This is a genomic window from Sphingobacterium pedocola (assembly GCF_015209965.1).
Taxonomy (GTDB): Bacteria; Bacteroidota; Bacteroidia; order Sphingobacteriales; family Sphingobacteriaceae; genus Sphingobacterium; species Sphingobacterium pedocola.
Genome location: NZ_MU158689.1, coordinates 217,208 through 231,890 on the forward strand (window position 1 = coordinate 217,208; position 14,683 = coordinate 231,890).

14 protein-coding genes are annotated in these 14,683 nt (G+C 42.7%); 11 read left to right on the forward strand and 3 right to left on the reverse strand.

Annotated elements, in window-relative coordinates; genetic code table 11:
* The first annotated feature begins 1 nt into the window (after position 1).
* Positions 2-1,519 (forward strand): TlpA family protein disulfide reductase, encoded by a 1,518-nt coding sequence (locus tag C4F40_RS00870; protein ID WP_196937486.1) that lies wholly within the window; start codon positions 2-4, stop codon positions 1,517-1,519.
* Positions 1,520-1,580: 61 nt separating this feature from the next.
* Here the strand turns inward: C4F40_RS00870 and C4F40_RS00875 are convergent, their stop codons facing one another.
* Positions 1,581-1,955, reverse strand: coding sequence for a hypothetical protein (locus tag C4F40_RS00875; RefSeq protein WP_196937487.1), 375 nt, complete (start codon positions 1,953-1,955; stop codon positions 1,581-1,583).
* A gap of 340 nt (positions 1,956-2,295) precedes the next feature.
* On the reverse strand, positions 2,296-2,826 hold the full coding sequence (locus C4F40_RS00880) for a hypothetical protein (protein WP_196937488.1): 531 nt from the start codon (positions 2,824-2,826) through the stop codon (positions 2,296-2,298).
* 539 nt (positions 2,827-3,365) lie between these two features.
* Here C4F40_RS00880 and C4F40_RS00885 point away from each other — a divergent pair.
* The 4 genes from C4F40_RS00885 (at position 3,366) to C4F40_RS00900 (ending at position 6,420) form a co-directional block, all read left to right on the forward strand.
* Entirely contained in the window at positions 3,366-4,283 is a 918-nt protein-coding gene (locus C4F40_RS00885; RefSeq protein WP_196937489.1) for a lysophospholipid acyltransferase family protein, read from the forward strand.
* 42 nt (positions 4,284-4,325) lie between these two features.
* Entirely contained in the window at positions 4,326-5,342 is a 1,017-nt protein-coding gene (locus C4F40_RS00890) for a LytS family sensor histidine kinase (protein ID WP_196937490.1), read from the forward strand.
* The gene (locus C4F40_RS00895; RefSeq protein WP_196937491.1) at positions 5,335-6,063 is read left to right on the forward strand and encodes a LytR/AlgR family response regulator transcription factor; all 729 of its coding nucleotides are present in this window, start codon (positions 5,335-5,337) and stop codon (positions 6,061-6,063) included. The genes C4F40_RS00890 and C4F40_RS00895 overlap by 8 nt, the downstream gene beginning before the upstream one ends.
* A gap of 75 nt (positions 6,064-6,138) precedes the next feature.
* Positions 6,139-6,420, forward strand: coding sequence for a hypothetical protein (locus C4F40_RS00900; RefSeq protein WP_196937492.1), 282 nt, complete (start codon positions 6,139-6,141; stop codon positions 6,418-6,420).
* Here C4F40_RS00900 and C4F40_RS00905 read toward each other — a convergent pair whose 3' ends face one another.
* Positions 6,421-6,750 carry a hypothetical protein gene (locus C4F40_RS00905; protein WP_196937493.1) on the reverse strand — a complete coding sequence of 110 codons (330 nt, stop codon included), beginning with the start codon at positions 6,748-6,750 and terminating at the stop codon, positions 6,421-6,423. It abuts the gene before it with no gap.
* Between the two features lie 244 nt (positions 6,751-6,994).
* Between C4F40_RS00905 and C4F40_RS00910 the strand changes: the two genes are divergently transcribed.
* The 6 genes from C4F40_RS00910 to C4F40_RS00935 all read left to right on the forward strand — a co-directional run bounded on the left by C4F40_RS00910 (position 6,995) and on the right by C4F40_RS00935 (position 14,659).
* Positions 6,995-7,624, forward strand: coding sequence for a fibronectin type III domain-containing protein (locus tag C4F40_RS00910; protein WP_196937494.1), 630 nt, complete (start codon positions 6,995-6,997; stop codon positions 7,622-7,624).
* A gap of 203 nt (positions 7,625-7,827) precedes the next feature.
* Positions 7,828-8,232 carry a DUF5675 family protein gene (locus tag C4F40_RS00915; protein ID WP_196937495.1) on the forward strand — a complete coding sequence of 135 codons (405 nt, stop codon included), beginning with the start codon at positions 7,828-7,830 and terminating at the stop codon, positions 8,230-8,232.
* Positions 8,233-8,488: 256 nt separating this feature from the next.
* Complete coding sequence (locus C4F40_RS00920; RefSeq protein ID WP_196937496.1) at positions 8,489-8,728, forward strand: hypothetical protein; 240 nt, start codon at positions 8,489-8,491, stop codon at positions 8,726-8,728.
* A gap of 404 nt (positions 8,729-9,132) precedes the next feature.
* Positions 9,133-9,663 (forward strand): RNA polymerase sigma-70 factor, encoded by a 531-nt coding sequence (locus C4F40_RS00925; RefSeq protein WP_196937497.1) that lies wholly within the window; start codon positions 9,133-9,135, stop codon positions 9,661-9,663.
* A gap of 55 nt (positions 9,664-9,718) precedes the next feature.
* The gene (locus C4F40_RS00930; protein WP_196937498.1) at positions 9,719-10,858 is read left to right on the forward strand and encodes a FecR family protein; all 1,140 of its coding nucleotides are present in this window, start codon (positions 9,719-9,721) and stop codon (positions 10,856-10,858) included.
* A 186-nt stretch (positions 10,859-11,044) separates the two neighbouring features.
* Positions 11,045-14,659 carry a SusC/RagA family TonB-linked outer membrane protein gene (locus tag C4F40_RS00935; protein WP_231389876.1) on the forward strand — a complete coding sequence of 1,205 codons (3,615 nt, stop codon included), beginning with the start codon at positions 11,045-11,047 and terminating at the stop codon, positions 14,657-14,659.
* Positions 14,660-14,683: the final 24 nt, after the last annotated feature.

Below are 14,683 nucleotides of genomic sequence, written 5' to 3' on the forward strand. Positions count from 1 at the left end.
CATGCGGAACAAAATCATAATCGGATTAGTAGTATACCTGTTATTAGCAACGGGAGCAGCCAGCGCGCAGAAATATGCCAAACTTTCTGTGCGGCAAGATAATAATACAAAATTTTATATAGAGGAGATAGCCTTTACCAAGCTCAATAAGCAGATCAACTCAAGATCGAGTACAGATTTATCTGAATTTACTTTGAAACTGGATAGTGGGGTGAGCGATATCATGCTACCTGTAGATGATCAATTTTGCTATTATTGGCTAAGATACTCCGTCAAGGATACTACGGGAAAATATGTTGCAAATCAAAATACAGATGCACCTGAAGGTCGGCCATTTATTTTGTTGGAGAACGATTCATTGGAATTATCTTATGAGTTTTTCGACGGTAGAAATCCGAAGATAGCTTATTTAAGGTGTTTTTTCGATGGGAAAAATAAGGACTTCTACAGATTTCAATTTAATCCATTTTTTGTGGATCAAGCTGGGGACGAATTGCATGCTCGATTACTGGATAAAACACGATATTACATACCCAACGAATTTATTAGACTAGCTGACTTATATGTAAGAAAGGTGCAAGCTGCTTCTTCATCGATACTTGAATTTTTGAGAATTGATAGTTTAGTAAAAGAGATGTTGGTTGCGGATCATGTGACACATGTGTTGGACAGAACATATTCCATGATGCATAGTTACTATTTAGCAAATCCTGAAATAACCAAGTTAGAACTTGCGAAGTTATACGATGATATCGATATGTTAGTATATTTAGAAGGTTTCTCGCCTATAGGACTAGAGCGTTCGTATTACACTGCGAACGTGATGTACAGAAAGTTGATAAGGCAGATGAACTTAAGATCTTATGACGCCGCATGCAAGTTTGATGAGGATTTGTTGTATTACACGGCCGACGAAATGTTCAATGAAATTATTAAAATCAAGAACGAACGTTTACGTTCAAAATTAATCAGAGAGTGGTACGTTCAATTGTATAATATTGGAAAGCTAGATATTGATGATTATCGGGAAAGATTAGGCGAAATTTTGCTGGCACCGTACAATGAAATTTTGGCGGTAAATAGTGCAGCAGTGGAATATGAGTTTGTCGATATGGACGGGAAGTCAATAAAGCTTTCGGATTTTAGAGGCAAAGTCGTCTTATTGGATTGGTGGTTTACAGGTTGTACGGGTTGTAAGATACTGGCTCCCAAAATTAAGCAGGCCAAGCAGCTCTTTACAGAAAATCCCGATATTGTGTTTGTCTCGATTAGTATTGATAAACATTTTGACGTGTGGAGTAGATCTCTTGAAAGCGAGGAGTATACATCGTCGGAAGCGACAAATTTGTACACTGGTGGACTGGGTAAAGGGCATCCCATGATTGCTGACTTTGATATCATTGGCTATCCTAAACTAATATTGATCGATAAAAATGGTATGCCGGTGGCGGAGCATGTACCAGACCCAAGGGTTGATGTTGAGGGTTTTGTCCATTTTCTTAAAACATACATAGAATAATATTTGATAGGATTGATTTTAAAAAGAATAGCACCCGGCTGCGGGCGCTATTCTTGTCGATTTAATTCTGATAAAGTGCAAGCCCCGATTGTGCATGAGGCTCGATCCAGCCGTTGCTTTCATACTCTTCTATTTGAGTAGGAGTGTAAGATTCTTGTTCCGGCACATTCTCCATACCTTCTGCCGTGATTTGATACGTACAGTTTTTGCTGTCCGTCTGATTGCAGTTTAAAGACGGATTTACTGTATTACGCGGACTAAAGGAAGCTCCCTTATTGACCAAGAAGTTTGGTGCAAGTACTGCACTCTTTTTAGCATCTGCTTTTTCTTCGACATCTTCCTTGTTATCAAAAGACTGTGTTGTTACTGCTAGACCTAATAGTGCCACACCGAGCACGGTTAAGTTTTTTGTTGTGTTTTTAATTTTTGCTATCATTTTAGTAAACTTAAAACTGTATAACTTTTTTTGTTTTTCCATCATTGCCGCAGCCGTGTAGCCTTTATGACCCTGTTAGTGCTACGGTATGCTTTCCGTATTTCGATCCCCTGACTGCTACAGCCGTTGAACCACTTTGTCTTTAGCGCACCGGAACATCCGGGAACAATGCAAATTTTCTGTTATGATATTTCTTTTTCATTTTGTATGCTTTATTTGAGAAAGCAATACATTACGCCTCCCCGCAATTCAAAATTAGAAACAGAAATCAGATGATGGTTGGGCTATTGCGCCAATGAATTGGGATTCTATTGCAACGAATTGGGATTATAACCTGGATTTAAAACCGCTGTCGGAGAAACTCTTCGCTGGTGTCCAAAAATTTGGCAAGCTCTCGGCGCGTAATCAAGGGTATGACCTGCGAAAACTTTTCCCGAAACAACGTTAACCGGTCGCCTTTCGATATCTCCAACAGATGTGTCCTGAAATCCTTTTCCTGCTGCTGTTGTGCCAGTAGCTCATCGTATAGCTTGATCAGGTCGGGAGAAAGTTTCAACAGGCTGTACAGCGCATCGCGCTTTAGCAACAATACCGCTGAGGCCTCGATCGCCTTTAACTGTACATTATTACGTTTTAGCGGTACGATAATAATACCCGTTTTCAAAATATACCGCTTCGGTATGTGTTTTTCATATTTGCCAATAGTACCTACGCCAACGAAGTAGATGTCGCCCAGCTTAGCAGGTAGGTGTTCACCGGTGTCGAGTTCGATGTGGATAAAATAATCCAATAGGGTAGGCAGTTCGGCAAGCCAATCTGGGTATAAATCGGACAAATAATCACCGAATAGGGTTTCCATGTTCTCATTCATATTTAGATGTGTTGTTAGGCCCGAAATATACGGAATGAGCGGTATCGAATCCTAATTTTGGTACATATAGCATATAAGAGGGATATCGGTGCAAAAATCAGTGATATCTTACCCTTTCTACGCTTCGCGACCGTTTAAAATGTTGCTTAAAACGTATTCAGGCTATTCTTCCCACTTTTTTCTTTTATGAAATCTGTCCGTGATATTTGCGTATCAGCTGATGAGAAATAGTAAAAATCGTACGGTTTGACGGGAGTGATCTGACCCGTTTGGTTCCAGGTCAAAACAAAAATTCAAGTAGTATGGAAAATGTACTGAATGTTTTGGATGTGTCGGTCTTCATAGGCCGTGACATGGCGGAGATGATCAAAGGGGATCCGATCCTCGACGATCTGATCGACGCTGAAAAATGCTGGGTTTAATCATCTTAATCGGGTGAGTTAACCGCAAGATTTGTCCAAAAAGGGTGGAAGAGTTTATGGATATACGAAATCCACCTTTTTGGACATCTCTTATTGACCAACTATAAATAAATTGTTATGAACAACACGAATAATAACGAGGTGGTGCGTGCGCTCTGGTACGCGAATGTATTGCAGCACTTTCCAGATAAAAGTATCCTAGAATTGCAGGATGGGTTTGAAATATGGATGGCCAACAAAAAGGAATATGCCGATCTGTATAACAAGTGCACGGTGGCTGATTTATGTAAACAACCGGCTGTTTCTTTAAACACGGGCTCGGGAATATGGCTCACCTTCCACTTTGGACCGTACCGTCTACTCCCACGGATATTAATTGCCTCGGGGTATAAAGTTACACTGTTGGCATCTGCACGTATCATAGCGCGCGAACAACAATGGTATGAGGAAGAAATGGGTCGTGCAAGGTTAAGGACAGATGTCTTCGACTGTATTGTAGCCGATAATAATATGGTACTCAAACAGGTATTGACGCATGTGAAACAGCGTAATCGCTGGGTGCTTATTTATTTGGATGCCGATGAAGGTCTGCAGCAGGATGCGGTAAAACTCGACGGAAGCTTGTTAAAAGTGCCGTTGCATAAGGGGCATGTCTACTGGCGAACCAATATCTTAAAACTGGCAGAAAGGTTTAAGATAACCGTCGCGATCGGTCATCTAACCAAGAGTGAAATAGACGATAAGTGGAGAATAGATGGCCCACATTCGATTGGCCATGAAGACTCAACCTGTTGCGACGCATATCACGTGCGGTGTAGCACACAGTTAGTGCAGACGTTTCAACAGATGATCAAAAACAACTGGCTAGCCTGGGAGAACTGGGCATTGCTGCATCGGTACCAGAAGGAAAAGATCGCACCTGTGCCATTGGAGTTGAAGCAACCGGTCTTGATGATGCCAATGTTGCTCCGCGGTAAACCGTTCTTTTTCGATATGCGCGGGCAACAATTTTTTGAAATAAAATCCATAGAATAACTATTTTATTATTAATTTAACGATTCACCGATATCTAAATCAATGCATCAACTTAAAGACTGGTTCTTATCGCAGAGAGACGGCTTGTTTTTCCGGGCATCCTTGTGGCTGTTAGTCATACTAGCTACGCTGGTCGGAACAACACTTGAGGTCTTACACAGGTTTACCTTCGTTACGTTTTTAGCATATGCATTTCCTTATTTATTCGTCTTTTTAATATGGTTTTGCATAGGCTATTTCGTCGTGCATCGAAGGTGGATGAAATGGCTTTTATTGCCCTTGTCCGTTATCCTGATCTTAGCCACGATCGAAGCGACCTTTCAATATTATTATCACCTGCTTCCACGCTGGGATATTGTTTTCTTTTCAGAACTGACCGACGCACGAAGGATAATATTTAATACGAGAGTAGTTACAGCCAATCTGATCCTGATGGCAGCCGTATCGATAGACTATTTCTTCTGGCAGCGGTTTGTACTGCAGTTGGAATTTGCACGGGTAAAGAGTAGACTGAAGATGCAAGAGCATAGCCAGCTGCTGTCCGGACATTTCATCTCCTCACTATTAGATATGGCAGAGGATAACCGGTCAATCAGTACGGCAGATACATTGATTTTTTTTCGGTATATCTATACGATGCTTGCTCAACGTAAAACATTGGTAGCTTTGGAGGAGGAGTGGAAACACGTAAAGTTGTTGATGCAGATCGCCAGCCACCGCCGGTTTGAAGTACATGGAGAAAACCTCCTCAGTAAGCGGATGTGGAATAGATCCGTGCCTGCACTGACCCTGATGACTTGGTTGGAAAATGCGATTAAGTACAGCCCGGATAACTTAATGCAACCGATTTACCTGGAGTGGATGCTGCTGGAAGGAAAACTCCAGCTTATGATTCGCAATAGCGTGTCTACTGCGGTATCGCCGGGAACTGGTAAAGGGATGGCCTTGGTGAAACAGCTTTACGGAGAGTTTCTGCCAAATGATGCTGCTATCGTTTACGAAAACCAGAACGAGCACGAGTTTACTGTAATTTTAACCTTAACACATAATTATGCCTAAATTTTCTTTGTTGGTTGTCGACGACAACGCTAACGATGCGACGAAGTTAGTAGAAATATTGGGGGAGTTTGATGAGATAGATGATATAAATGTAGTAAAAGATGGATTTGAGGCTGCCCGCCTCATAAAAAAGCAAAATTTTGACATGGTTTTTTTGGATATTGAGATGCCCGGCATATCCGGAATAGAACTTTACAGTTCGCTGCCGCTGGATAAGCGGCCAGCGCTGGTATTGGTCACGGCACACGAAGAGTTTGCGCTTCAAGGGTTTGCCATTGATGCGATGGATTTTTTGGTGAAGCCAGTGACGTACGAGGCGGTAGCTAGAGCATTGATCAAAGTGTTTTCACGCCTCAATTTTTCCATAACCATAAAAACCTCGGTCGAACGCAGCTATATGTTCTTTCTGATGCAGGGAGGTATTTATAAACAGGTTATTTTCAAGGATGTGATATACATAGCCTCACAGGGCAATTACGTCGACATCATCGGCCGGGATTTCGAACTTACCGGGCGATATACGATGAAAGAAATGGAACTGGAGGTGCCTGCTTCATACTTTCTCCGTGTGCATCAGAGCTTTATTGTGAACATGAATTTTGTGGACCATCTTGTTGGGCAGCATTTGTTTCTAACAGAGGGTCAGATAGAGAAGGTGCCGATCAATCGCGAATCACGTAAGAAGCTCATCAGACGAGGGAAAGATAGAGGGGAGGACTGACAGTCAGATATAAATATCAAAAATTTTATTAAACCCAGCCGCTTTCGGAAGTGGCGAAAAACGTACTAACCAGTTATGAAAAGTTTAGTAAACCTTGTCCTTCAGGTCTTGAAGGATACCTATTTATTATTAGGCGAAATCAAACAACATATCGGACACCGTAGGCTTCCATTGGAGAAAAGACGGCGCTGGACCAAGTGGGAGGTGATCCAGGAGCTTGGCATGAGTGAGTCTACATACAATCGCCATATCAAATCGGGCTTGCTTAAGCCGATGCGACTTACCGGTGAGGACAACTATTTTGAGGAGGATCTGCAGGAGGCGTTCGAGCAGAGCCGGCTCAAAGGCAGGATCTGATTACAGTCTTACAGTATACGTTAGCAGGGGTACAGCTTTATGTAGGAGCCGTAACAGGTCTTGTGTGCTTTGTATCGGCGTATGTAGGCATGCTATCGCCTGGTGTAGCTCATCTATCACCTGCTGTATGCGCGTTAGCAAGGTATGCAAGTGCGCTATGTGGGCAGATACGTCTTTTACACCTTCCGATAAGTCGCCTAACGGGGTGTGTCTCCCTGCTACCGCATGGTGTAGACAGGATGCAACATGCTGTACGTGTGCTATACACGAGGGTAGGCTACATAACAGCTTGTGTGTCTTTTCTAGCATGGGCTGTAGTTCGTGTAGCATACGTTGAATGTACGCCACCGTATGCTGTATGCGGTGTTTTTTAGGTCTTTTTTAGATTTATCCTGTCTGAAAAATGTCTCATCGTGTCAATTTATGCCAAATCGTGTCAAAAGTCGCCGTGGGCCACATTGCATACCTACGTTTGTATCGTTCGGTCAGCTCGCGAGGACTACGGAACGGCAAGGATAGGTGAGAGGTGAATGTCGGCTTCATGGATCACCCTGTTCACGAAAAAAATAAAAAAATGGCAATTAAAGCAAAAGCACTCATCAGTTTTTCCCGGATGAAAGACGATGAACTCGTAGTAACAGCCAATACCATTGTTGGCGCTATGACAGACAACAGTAATTACCCCGCTCCGGCACCTGTACTCGATGATGTCCAGGTCTTGTTGGATGACTTTACGGGAAAACTGGCGATATCCCGCAAGCGGGGTTCGCCGGAGGATACGGCAATTAAGAATGACAGCAAGGAACCACTTGCTGAGGCGCTGCAACAGCTGGCCTATTATGTGAATTCGGTGGCCAAGGGAAGGCTTGCTGTTCTATTAAGCTCAGGATTTCCGACGAACAATATGGGCTCGGCAGCGTTGGTGCCGCTGATGGTGGAGTCGGTGAAAATGAGTGATGGAAGGCAGTCGGGACAGGCGCGGTTAAACTTTGCAGCACAGCGGGGGGCGCTGATCTACGAGTACCAGTACCGGATGATCACACAACCGGAGTCGGAATGGAGCGACCGCCTCACGACGACGTCGAGCCGCAACAATATACTCGCTCCGCTCGAGGTCGGAAAGCGCTATGAGGTACGTGTACGTGCCGTTAATACGCAGGGTGCAGGCGACTGGAGCCAGACCGCTAGCATTTTAGTGCGCTAGTGACTGGTGATTGGTGACTAGGGGTTAGTGATTGGTGACTAGGGGTTGGTAGTTAGAGGTTAGGAGATGTTTCTTCTCGTCTTTGCGAGGAGGAACGACGAAGCAATCTTTTTATGGATTGCTTCACTCCACCTCATATCCCCAAGCTTCGGTTCGCAATTACGGTTTAGGTCTTAATACTCAATACTTAATACTCACTACTAATGAATACAGCAACACTCTATCTCCGACGGAAATACGGAGAGAAGGGAACAAATGGAACCATCACCTACAAAGGTGAACACATTTGCCATGCCATAGAATTACCGGATCGGAATAACCTGCGGCGACTGAGCTGTATCCCGGAAGGGCGATATAAACTGGAGAAGCGCATCTACCCGAAGAACGGGGAACAGATCGGTATCCCGAATGTACTGGGGCGCGAAGCGATCCTGATCCATCCAGCCAATAACGCGATGAAAGAGTTACATGGCTGCATCGCTCCGGTTACAACGCTCACCGGGGAAGGAACCGGCGACCACAGCCGTAAGGCGTTGGAAAAGCTCAAAGCACTGGTGTACAGCCTATGGGATATGGAAGCAGAAGTGTTTTTGGTGATTAGGGGTTAGTGACTAGGAGTTAGGAGTTAGAACTGTTATTCTCGTCATCGCGAGGAGCATAGCGACGCGGCGATCTTAGAGGGGGCAGGCGTTAGGGGTTAGAAGACTAGGAGTCAGAAGTGTTATTCTCGTCTTGCGAGGAGCGTAGCGACGCGGCAATCTTTTGTCTTTTGCAAAATAAGATCGCGTCACCCTCGTGCCTCAGGTTCGCGATGACGTTGTAACGGTCATACATCTCAATACTCAATACTCAAACTTAATACTAATGAAAAACATTATAAACAAAATAAGCCGTGCAGTACAGGTGATACTGCTGGCTCCGATTAAATTGCCGGGAAAGGCATTAAAAATTATTAAATATGTCGCGGTGGGTCTGGGAGTGCTGGAGTCCGTAATGGATAATGGGAAGCAGGAATCTGAGACCGGGGATCAGGAAGCAGAAGTCCGAGGTCAGAAGGATAGCGAGGTAGACGAAGAAGAAAGGCCGGAGTGTGATGAAACTTAACGACGTGCGCATCAGTACGCTGGGCGGTACCTTTTGCTCGGTATGGGCTTCTATCTCACTAGGAGGGATCGCAGAAACTGTTGTACTCTCGACCGTAGGTGCGATAGTCAGTTTCTTCATCAGCGGCTGGCTTGGAAGAATAAGAAAAAAAGAATAGATAAGACCGTAACGCGATCCCTTAGAAAGGATCGCGTTTTTTCAGTTGCACGAGAGTACATCGCAATTCTTAGGGTAATGTTACAATGTTGGGTGGTTTTACGGTTTTATTTGTATTTTTTCTGTTATTGTAGGGTTTTCTTAAAATAAATCCTTTTTTTTGCTAACTTGCTTGTAGCATAGAGTCAAATCTCTGATTCTAGGAGTTGCTGCCAATCTAAATTGTCAACGATCAACAAATTAAGATTATGGATGCAGATAAACTGTTGTTTGATAAGTACTACCGTTCGTTATGTTACTTTGCGTGGCAAATGGTACAGGATGAAAGCCTAGCAGAAGATTTGGCTCAAGATGCGTTTGTGAGTTATTTTCAACATAAATTGACAGTGTCGGAAGATGAACCGGCAATCAAAGCGTACCTGTACTCCTCTATAAAATTTGCGGTATATAACCTCAATCGGAAAAACAATACAGTCAAAAAATTCTGGGAGCGTAACACGTATCAGGAGTCGGATGATATCGATTATGAACATCATATTATTCGTGCTGAATTTATGGCCGCTATTCATACCGTGCTAGCCAAGCTTCCGGATGCGTGCCGAAATATTATGTCAATGAGTTACGTAGAGGGACTTTCTAATGCGGAAATCGCAGATCAGCTGCAATTGAGTATGAATACGATTAAAACACAAAAGAAAAGAGGACTCCAAGTTCTTCGTGAAAAACTGCATCCAGATTATTTTTTGGTATTAATAGCTGTATTTCTATACGATTTTTAAAAAAATACATTTTTTTGTCACCCCATTTCCTGATTTAAGTTTCTTAGCTTAGATTATGGATACTAACCCCTTAAAAATAGCTGACATTTTAGTTAAAATGTTTAAGAACGAGTCTATCTCCGAAGATGAAAGACAGTTTTTAGACGTTTGGTTAAAGATGGATTCTCGGAATAGGGATCTTTTTGATGAGTTGCTAACTAGCAAGACGGAGTTAGATGGCAGTTGGTTGGAGCGTATCGATGAAGAGAATGCGTGGACGCAAATCAACAATAAACGAAATCGAGGTACAAAAAAGCATTTTTCTTGGATGGTTGCAGCGTCTATCGCCTTGTTGTTTTCTTTAAGTTTTTACCTGTTTTTCAATAATAGCGATTTCGATTCCCAGCCGCGCTTCGTGAAACGTGCAGATACCAAGTATACCAATGATATTTTGCCTGCAAACCTCGGCGCTAAGATCGTGTTGGCAAATGGAAAGGAGGTAAAAGTGGACGACACACTTACTGTTCCTCAGAATGGGGGCTTACTAGCCGAAGATCAGATAACCGCTTCCATTGCCGATGTAGCGGTGTTGAATACACTAGTGGTTCCCACGGCAAAATTTTTTAAACTGACGTTGTCCGACGGAACTATTGTGTGGGTTAACTCCAATAGTGAATTAAAGTTTCCTACCCAATTTAACAATACGGAAAGACGTGTATTTCTTTCTGGAGAAGCGTATTTCGAAGTAGCTAAAGATGTTTCTAAGCCTTTTTATGTAGAGACGGAAGATTTAAAAGTAAAAGTGCTGGGTACGCATTTCAATGTGTCGACTTACGGTGCAAAAAGCAAGACGTCTTTAAAAGAAGGAAGTGTAGAAGTGAGTAAGGACGCGCAATCTGTTATTATTTCGCCGGGACAAAGTGCTGAATGGAGTACGGAAGGCCTCAAAGTGAGACGTGCCGATTTGCAGAAAGACTTAGCTTGGAAGAACAACGAATTCTATTTTAAGGGGGATAATATCATCAACATCGCCAACCAATTAAAGCGTTGGTATGATTTGGAGGTTGTATTTTCTAAAGAAGTATCGCTCACTGATACATATTCGGGTGAAATACGACGGGATGTCCGCCTTTCCGAAGTACTGAAGATGTTGGAATTTGTGAGCGAATTAGATTTTAAACTGGATAAGAATAAATTATTAATAACAAAAAAATAGATTATGGTATAAACGGACAAAAAAGAAAAAAACAGGAGTGTTGGCGCACCCCTGTAAGACATTAAGTTAAATTAAGAATACTAACCCCTAACATCAACTCAATTACTCAAATGTATGAATAACTTATCATTTGACAAAAGGCGCATGGAAGCGTGGAAACCGCCTATTGTCTCAATTTTCCGAATTATGAAAATAACAACATGTCTTTTGTTGGTTTTTATGACTTGTGCTTACGCTGAAGGGACCGCACAAAAAGTATCACTTTCGCTAAGGAACGCGAAATTGGAGGATGCTTTTGCCCAGATCAGTAAACAGACAGACTATAGATTTTTGTACAGCGACGAGGTGCTAAAAAGGTCGGCGAGCGTGAATGTCAATGTACGAAACGCAAATTTAAAAGATGTTCTGAACGCGATTTTGCCCGGCGATAATTACTCTTTTAAAATTATTGCTGAAACCATTTCTGTCGTTTATAAAGAGAGTACTTTGCCTCAGCCTAGGGTAATCGAAGAGCAGCAGAATAGGGTGTCGGGAAGAGTCACAGACGGAAATGGGGATCCACTTCCTGGTGTGTCGGTAGGCGTCAAAGGCACATCTCTAGGCACTACAACGGACGAAGATGGAACTTTTGCTGTATCGGCACCACAAGGTAGTGTGCTGTCTTTTCGTTATGTAGGGTATTTGACGAAGGATGTTGCGATTCGAACTCAAACGGTGGTAAATGTACAGTTGGTTTCCGAGGATCAAGCCATTGAAGAAGTAGTTGTCACGGGTATGGGACAGCGTTTAGACAAGCGACTATTTACCGGAGCTACATCACAGATTTCAGGCGACGACGCACAAATTGGCGGACAAATTGACCCAAGCCGTGGACTCGAAGGACGAGTGGCGGGGGTTTCTGTACAAAATGTAACGGGAACTTTTGGAACAGCTCCAAAAATACGCGTGCGGGGTGCAACATCTATTTATGGTAGTTCTAAACCGCTATGGGTAGTAGATGGTGTTATCATCGAAGATGTGGCAGACGTGAATGCGGATGCGCTATCCTCTGGGGATGCACTTACGTTGATCAGTTCGGCGGTTGCAGGTATAAATGCACACGATATAGAATCTTTTCAGATTCTGAAAGATGGCTCTGCTACTTCTATTTATGGAGCTAGGGCAATGGCCGGTGTTATCGTAATTACGACAAAAAAGGGAACCGCTGGACGTAGCTCACTTAATTATGTTGGTGAGTATACATCAAGAGCAACTCCCCGGTATTCGGAGTTTAATATTATGAATTCCCAAGAGCAGATGTCGGTTTACGATGATATGTATAGCAGAGGGTATCTTAAGTTTGCCGAGACTGCTGTAGCGCAGAATACCGGTGTTTATGGTAAAATGTATGAATTAATTGCAAATGGCGAACTTTATAACGATCTATACGGTGATCGTAAACACACCAATGCACATTTGCGGGAAGCGGAATACCGGAATACGGACTGGTTCGGCGAATTGTTTCAGCCAAGTCTGCAACATAACCATTCAGTCAGTATGTCGTCTGGAACGGAAAAATCACAGTATTATTCTTCCATAAGTGCCCTAGTGGATCCCGGATGGACGGAACGTAGTAGCGTAAACCGGTATACAGGTAACTTGAATGCAAATTATAATATTTCAGACAATCTGAAACTCAATATAATTACCAATGGATCCTATCGCAGTCAGCAAGCGCCCGGCACTTTAGGGCAGTCTACAGATGTGGTTTTTGGCGAGGTAAAGCGCGATTTCGATATCAATCCTTATGCGTATGCCATGAACTCTTCACGTACCTTGGACCCAAATCTATTTTATATCCGTAACTATGCTCCTTTTAATATCCTACATGAGTTGGAAAACAACTATATGGATATTGATGTCGCAGATTTGAGATTTCAAGGTAATCTGAAATGGAAAGTTATTTCCAAGTTGGAGCTCGGAGCATTCGGATCTGTTCGATATCAGAACACAACCCAGCATCACTATATTAAGGATCAGTCTAATCAAGCGATGGCTTACAGGGCAGGTATTTCTCCTGAAAATTCTACGATACGGGATGCAAACCCATTCTTGTATAAAGATCCGGATGATCCCTACGCGCAAAAGGAATCGATCTTATCGGAAGGCGGGATATATAACCGAACCGATTATAAAATGTTGGAAAAGCTGTTCCGCTTTACGGCTCAATATAATGAGACGTTCAATATAAACCATACATTTAATGTTTTTGCAGGATCTGAAGTAACGGCTTCGGACAGGGGTAATACTTGGTTCAGAGGATGGGGACTGCAATATGACCTAGGTGAAAGTCCTTTCTCAGATTACCGAGTTTTTAAGCGTGGACAAGAGGAAAATACGCCTTATTTTTATGTAAATCGGAATAAAGATAACGATCCTACAAGTACAGTGTATAAGCAGGCGGCTTTCTTTACAAATGCCACCTATTCATTTGCTGGGAAATATATATTAAATGGGACTTTCCGTTATGAGGGAGCTAATAAATTAGGTGAAGCGACATCGGCACGGTGGATGCCAAGTTATAACATTTCAGGTGCCTGGAATGCGCACGAAGAAAACTTCTTTGAGAATATATCCCCAGCATTGTCGCACTTAACCTTGAAAGCTTCCTATAGTCTGACCGGAGATAGAGGTCCAGCGGATGTTACTAACTCATATGCGGTTTATCGTTCTTATACACCATGGAGACCTACAGCAGGCGATACGGAATCTGGATTGGAAATAGCGGATCTGGCAAATGAAGAGTTAACCTATGAGAAGAAGCACGAGCTAAATATCGGTACGTCGATGGGCTTTTTAGACAATCGTATTAATGTTGAATTTGATTGGTTTAAGCGTAATAATTTCGACTTGATCGGCGTTGTGAATACCCAGGGTTTAGGTGGTACCATATCCAAAATGGGGAATGTTGCGGATATGCAATCGCAAGGTGCGGAATTAAGTCTGACCGGACATATTTTTAGAAAAGAAAACTTCAAATGGACATCGAATATAATTTATTCGAATGTAAAAACGAAGGTAACAAAATTAGACACCAGAAGTCAAGTGATCGACTTGATTACAGGAACGGGATTTGCAATGCAGGGACGCCCTGTACGTGGATTGTTTTCTATTCCTTTTTCTCATCTGAATGACGAAGGGCTTCCTGTTTTCATTGGTCCGGATAGCGAGGAGACCATTACAGATATTTATTTTCAAGAGCGGGACAAGATTGGCTATTTGCAGTATGAAGGTCCTACGGATCCTATTCATACCGGAAGCTTTGGCAACATGTTTACCTACAAGAATGTTGGATTAAATGTATTTGTGACTTATTCGTATGGAAATGTGGTACGGCTAGATCCCGTCTTTAAAGACGAGTATTCTGATTTAACATCGTCTACAAAAGAGTTTGCAGATCGTTGGACGGTACCAGGAGATGAAGCATACACAAATGTTCCGGCAATAGCATCTGCAGGACAAAATCGCGCGTATAATTTTGATCTTCAATATGCCTACAATGCCTACAACTATTCTTCTGTTCGCACGGCAAAAGGTGATTTCATCCGTTTAAAGGATGTTTCGCTGACCTATGAATTGCCGAAAGATTGGATTAGTGCCTGGAATGTGAGCTCACTGGGATTACGTTTTAATGCGACCAACCTCTTGTTAATCTATGCTGATAAAAAGCTAAATGGACAAGATCCGGAATTTGTAAATGCAGGAGGGGTAGCAGCACCAATTGCTAGACAATATACCCTGACATTGCGATTGGGGTTATAATGGAAAATTTTAGAAAGTAAAGAA

Excerpts from the sequence above, each read along its gene's own strand:
- C4F40_RS00900 (WP_196937492.1), top strand. The coding sequence starts at position 6,139 with ATGAAAAGTTTAGTAAACCTTGTCCTTCAGGTCTTGAAGGATACCTAT.
- C4F40_RS00885 (WP_196937489.1), top strand. The coding sequence starts at position 3,366 with ATGAACAACACGAATAATAACGAGGTGGTGCGTGCGCTCTGGTACGCG.
- C4F40_RS00875 (WP_196937487.1), bottom strand. The coding sequence starts at position 1,955 with ATGATAGCAAAAATTAAAAACACAACAAAAAACTTAACCGTGCTCGGT.
- C4F40_RS00905 (WP_196937493.1), bottom strand. The coding sequence starts at position 6,750 with ATGCTACACGAACTACAGCCCATGCTAGAAAAGACACACAAGCTGTTA.
- C4F40_RS00870 (WP_196937486.1), top strand. The coding sequence starts at position 2 with ATGCGGAACAAAATCATAATCGGATTAGTAGTATACCTGTTATTAGCA.
- C4F40_RS00910 (WP_196937494.1), top strand. The coding sequence starts at position 6,995 with ATGGCAATTAAAGCAAAAGCACTCATCAGTTTTTCCCGGATGAAAGAC.
- C4F40_RS00880 (WP_196937488.1), bottom strand. The coding sequence starts at position 2,826 with ATGAATGAGAACATGGAAACCCTATTCGGTGATTATTTGTCCGATTTA.
- C4F40_RS00895 (WP_196937491.1), top strand. The coding sequence starts at position 5,335 with ATGCCTAAATTTTCTTTGTTGGTTGTCGACGACAACGCTAACGATGCG.
- C4F40_RS00935 (WP_231389876.1), top strand. The coding sequence starts at position 11,045 with ATGAAAATAACAACATGTCTTTTGTTGGTTTTTATGACTTGTGCTTAC.
- C4F40_RS00915 (WP_196937495.1), top strand. The coding sequence starts at position 7,828 with ATGAATACAGCAACACTCTATCTCCGACGGAAATACGGAGAGAAGGGA.
- C4F40_RS00890 (WP_196937490.1), top strand. The coding sequence starts at position 4,326 with ATGCATCAACTTAAAGACTGGTTCTTATCGCAGAGAGACGGCTTGTTT.
- C4F40_RS00920 (WP_196937496.1), top strand. The coding sequence starts at position 8,489 with ATGAAAAACATTATAAACAAAATAAGCCGTGCAGTACAGGTGATACTG.
- C4F40_RS00930 (WP_196937498.1), top strand. The coding sequence starts at position 9,719 with ATGGATACTAACCCCTTAAAAATAGCTGACATTTTAGTTAAAATGTTT.
- C4F40_RS00925 (WP_196937497.1), top strand. The coding sequence starts at position 9,133 with ATGGATGCAGATAAACTGTTGTTTGATAAGTACTACCGTTCGTTATGT.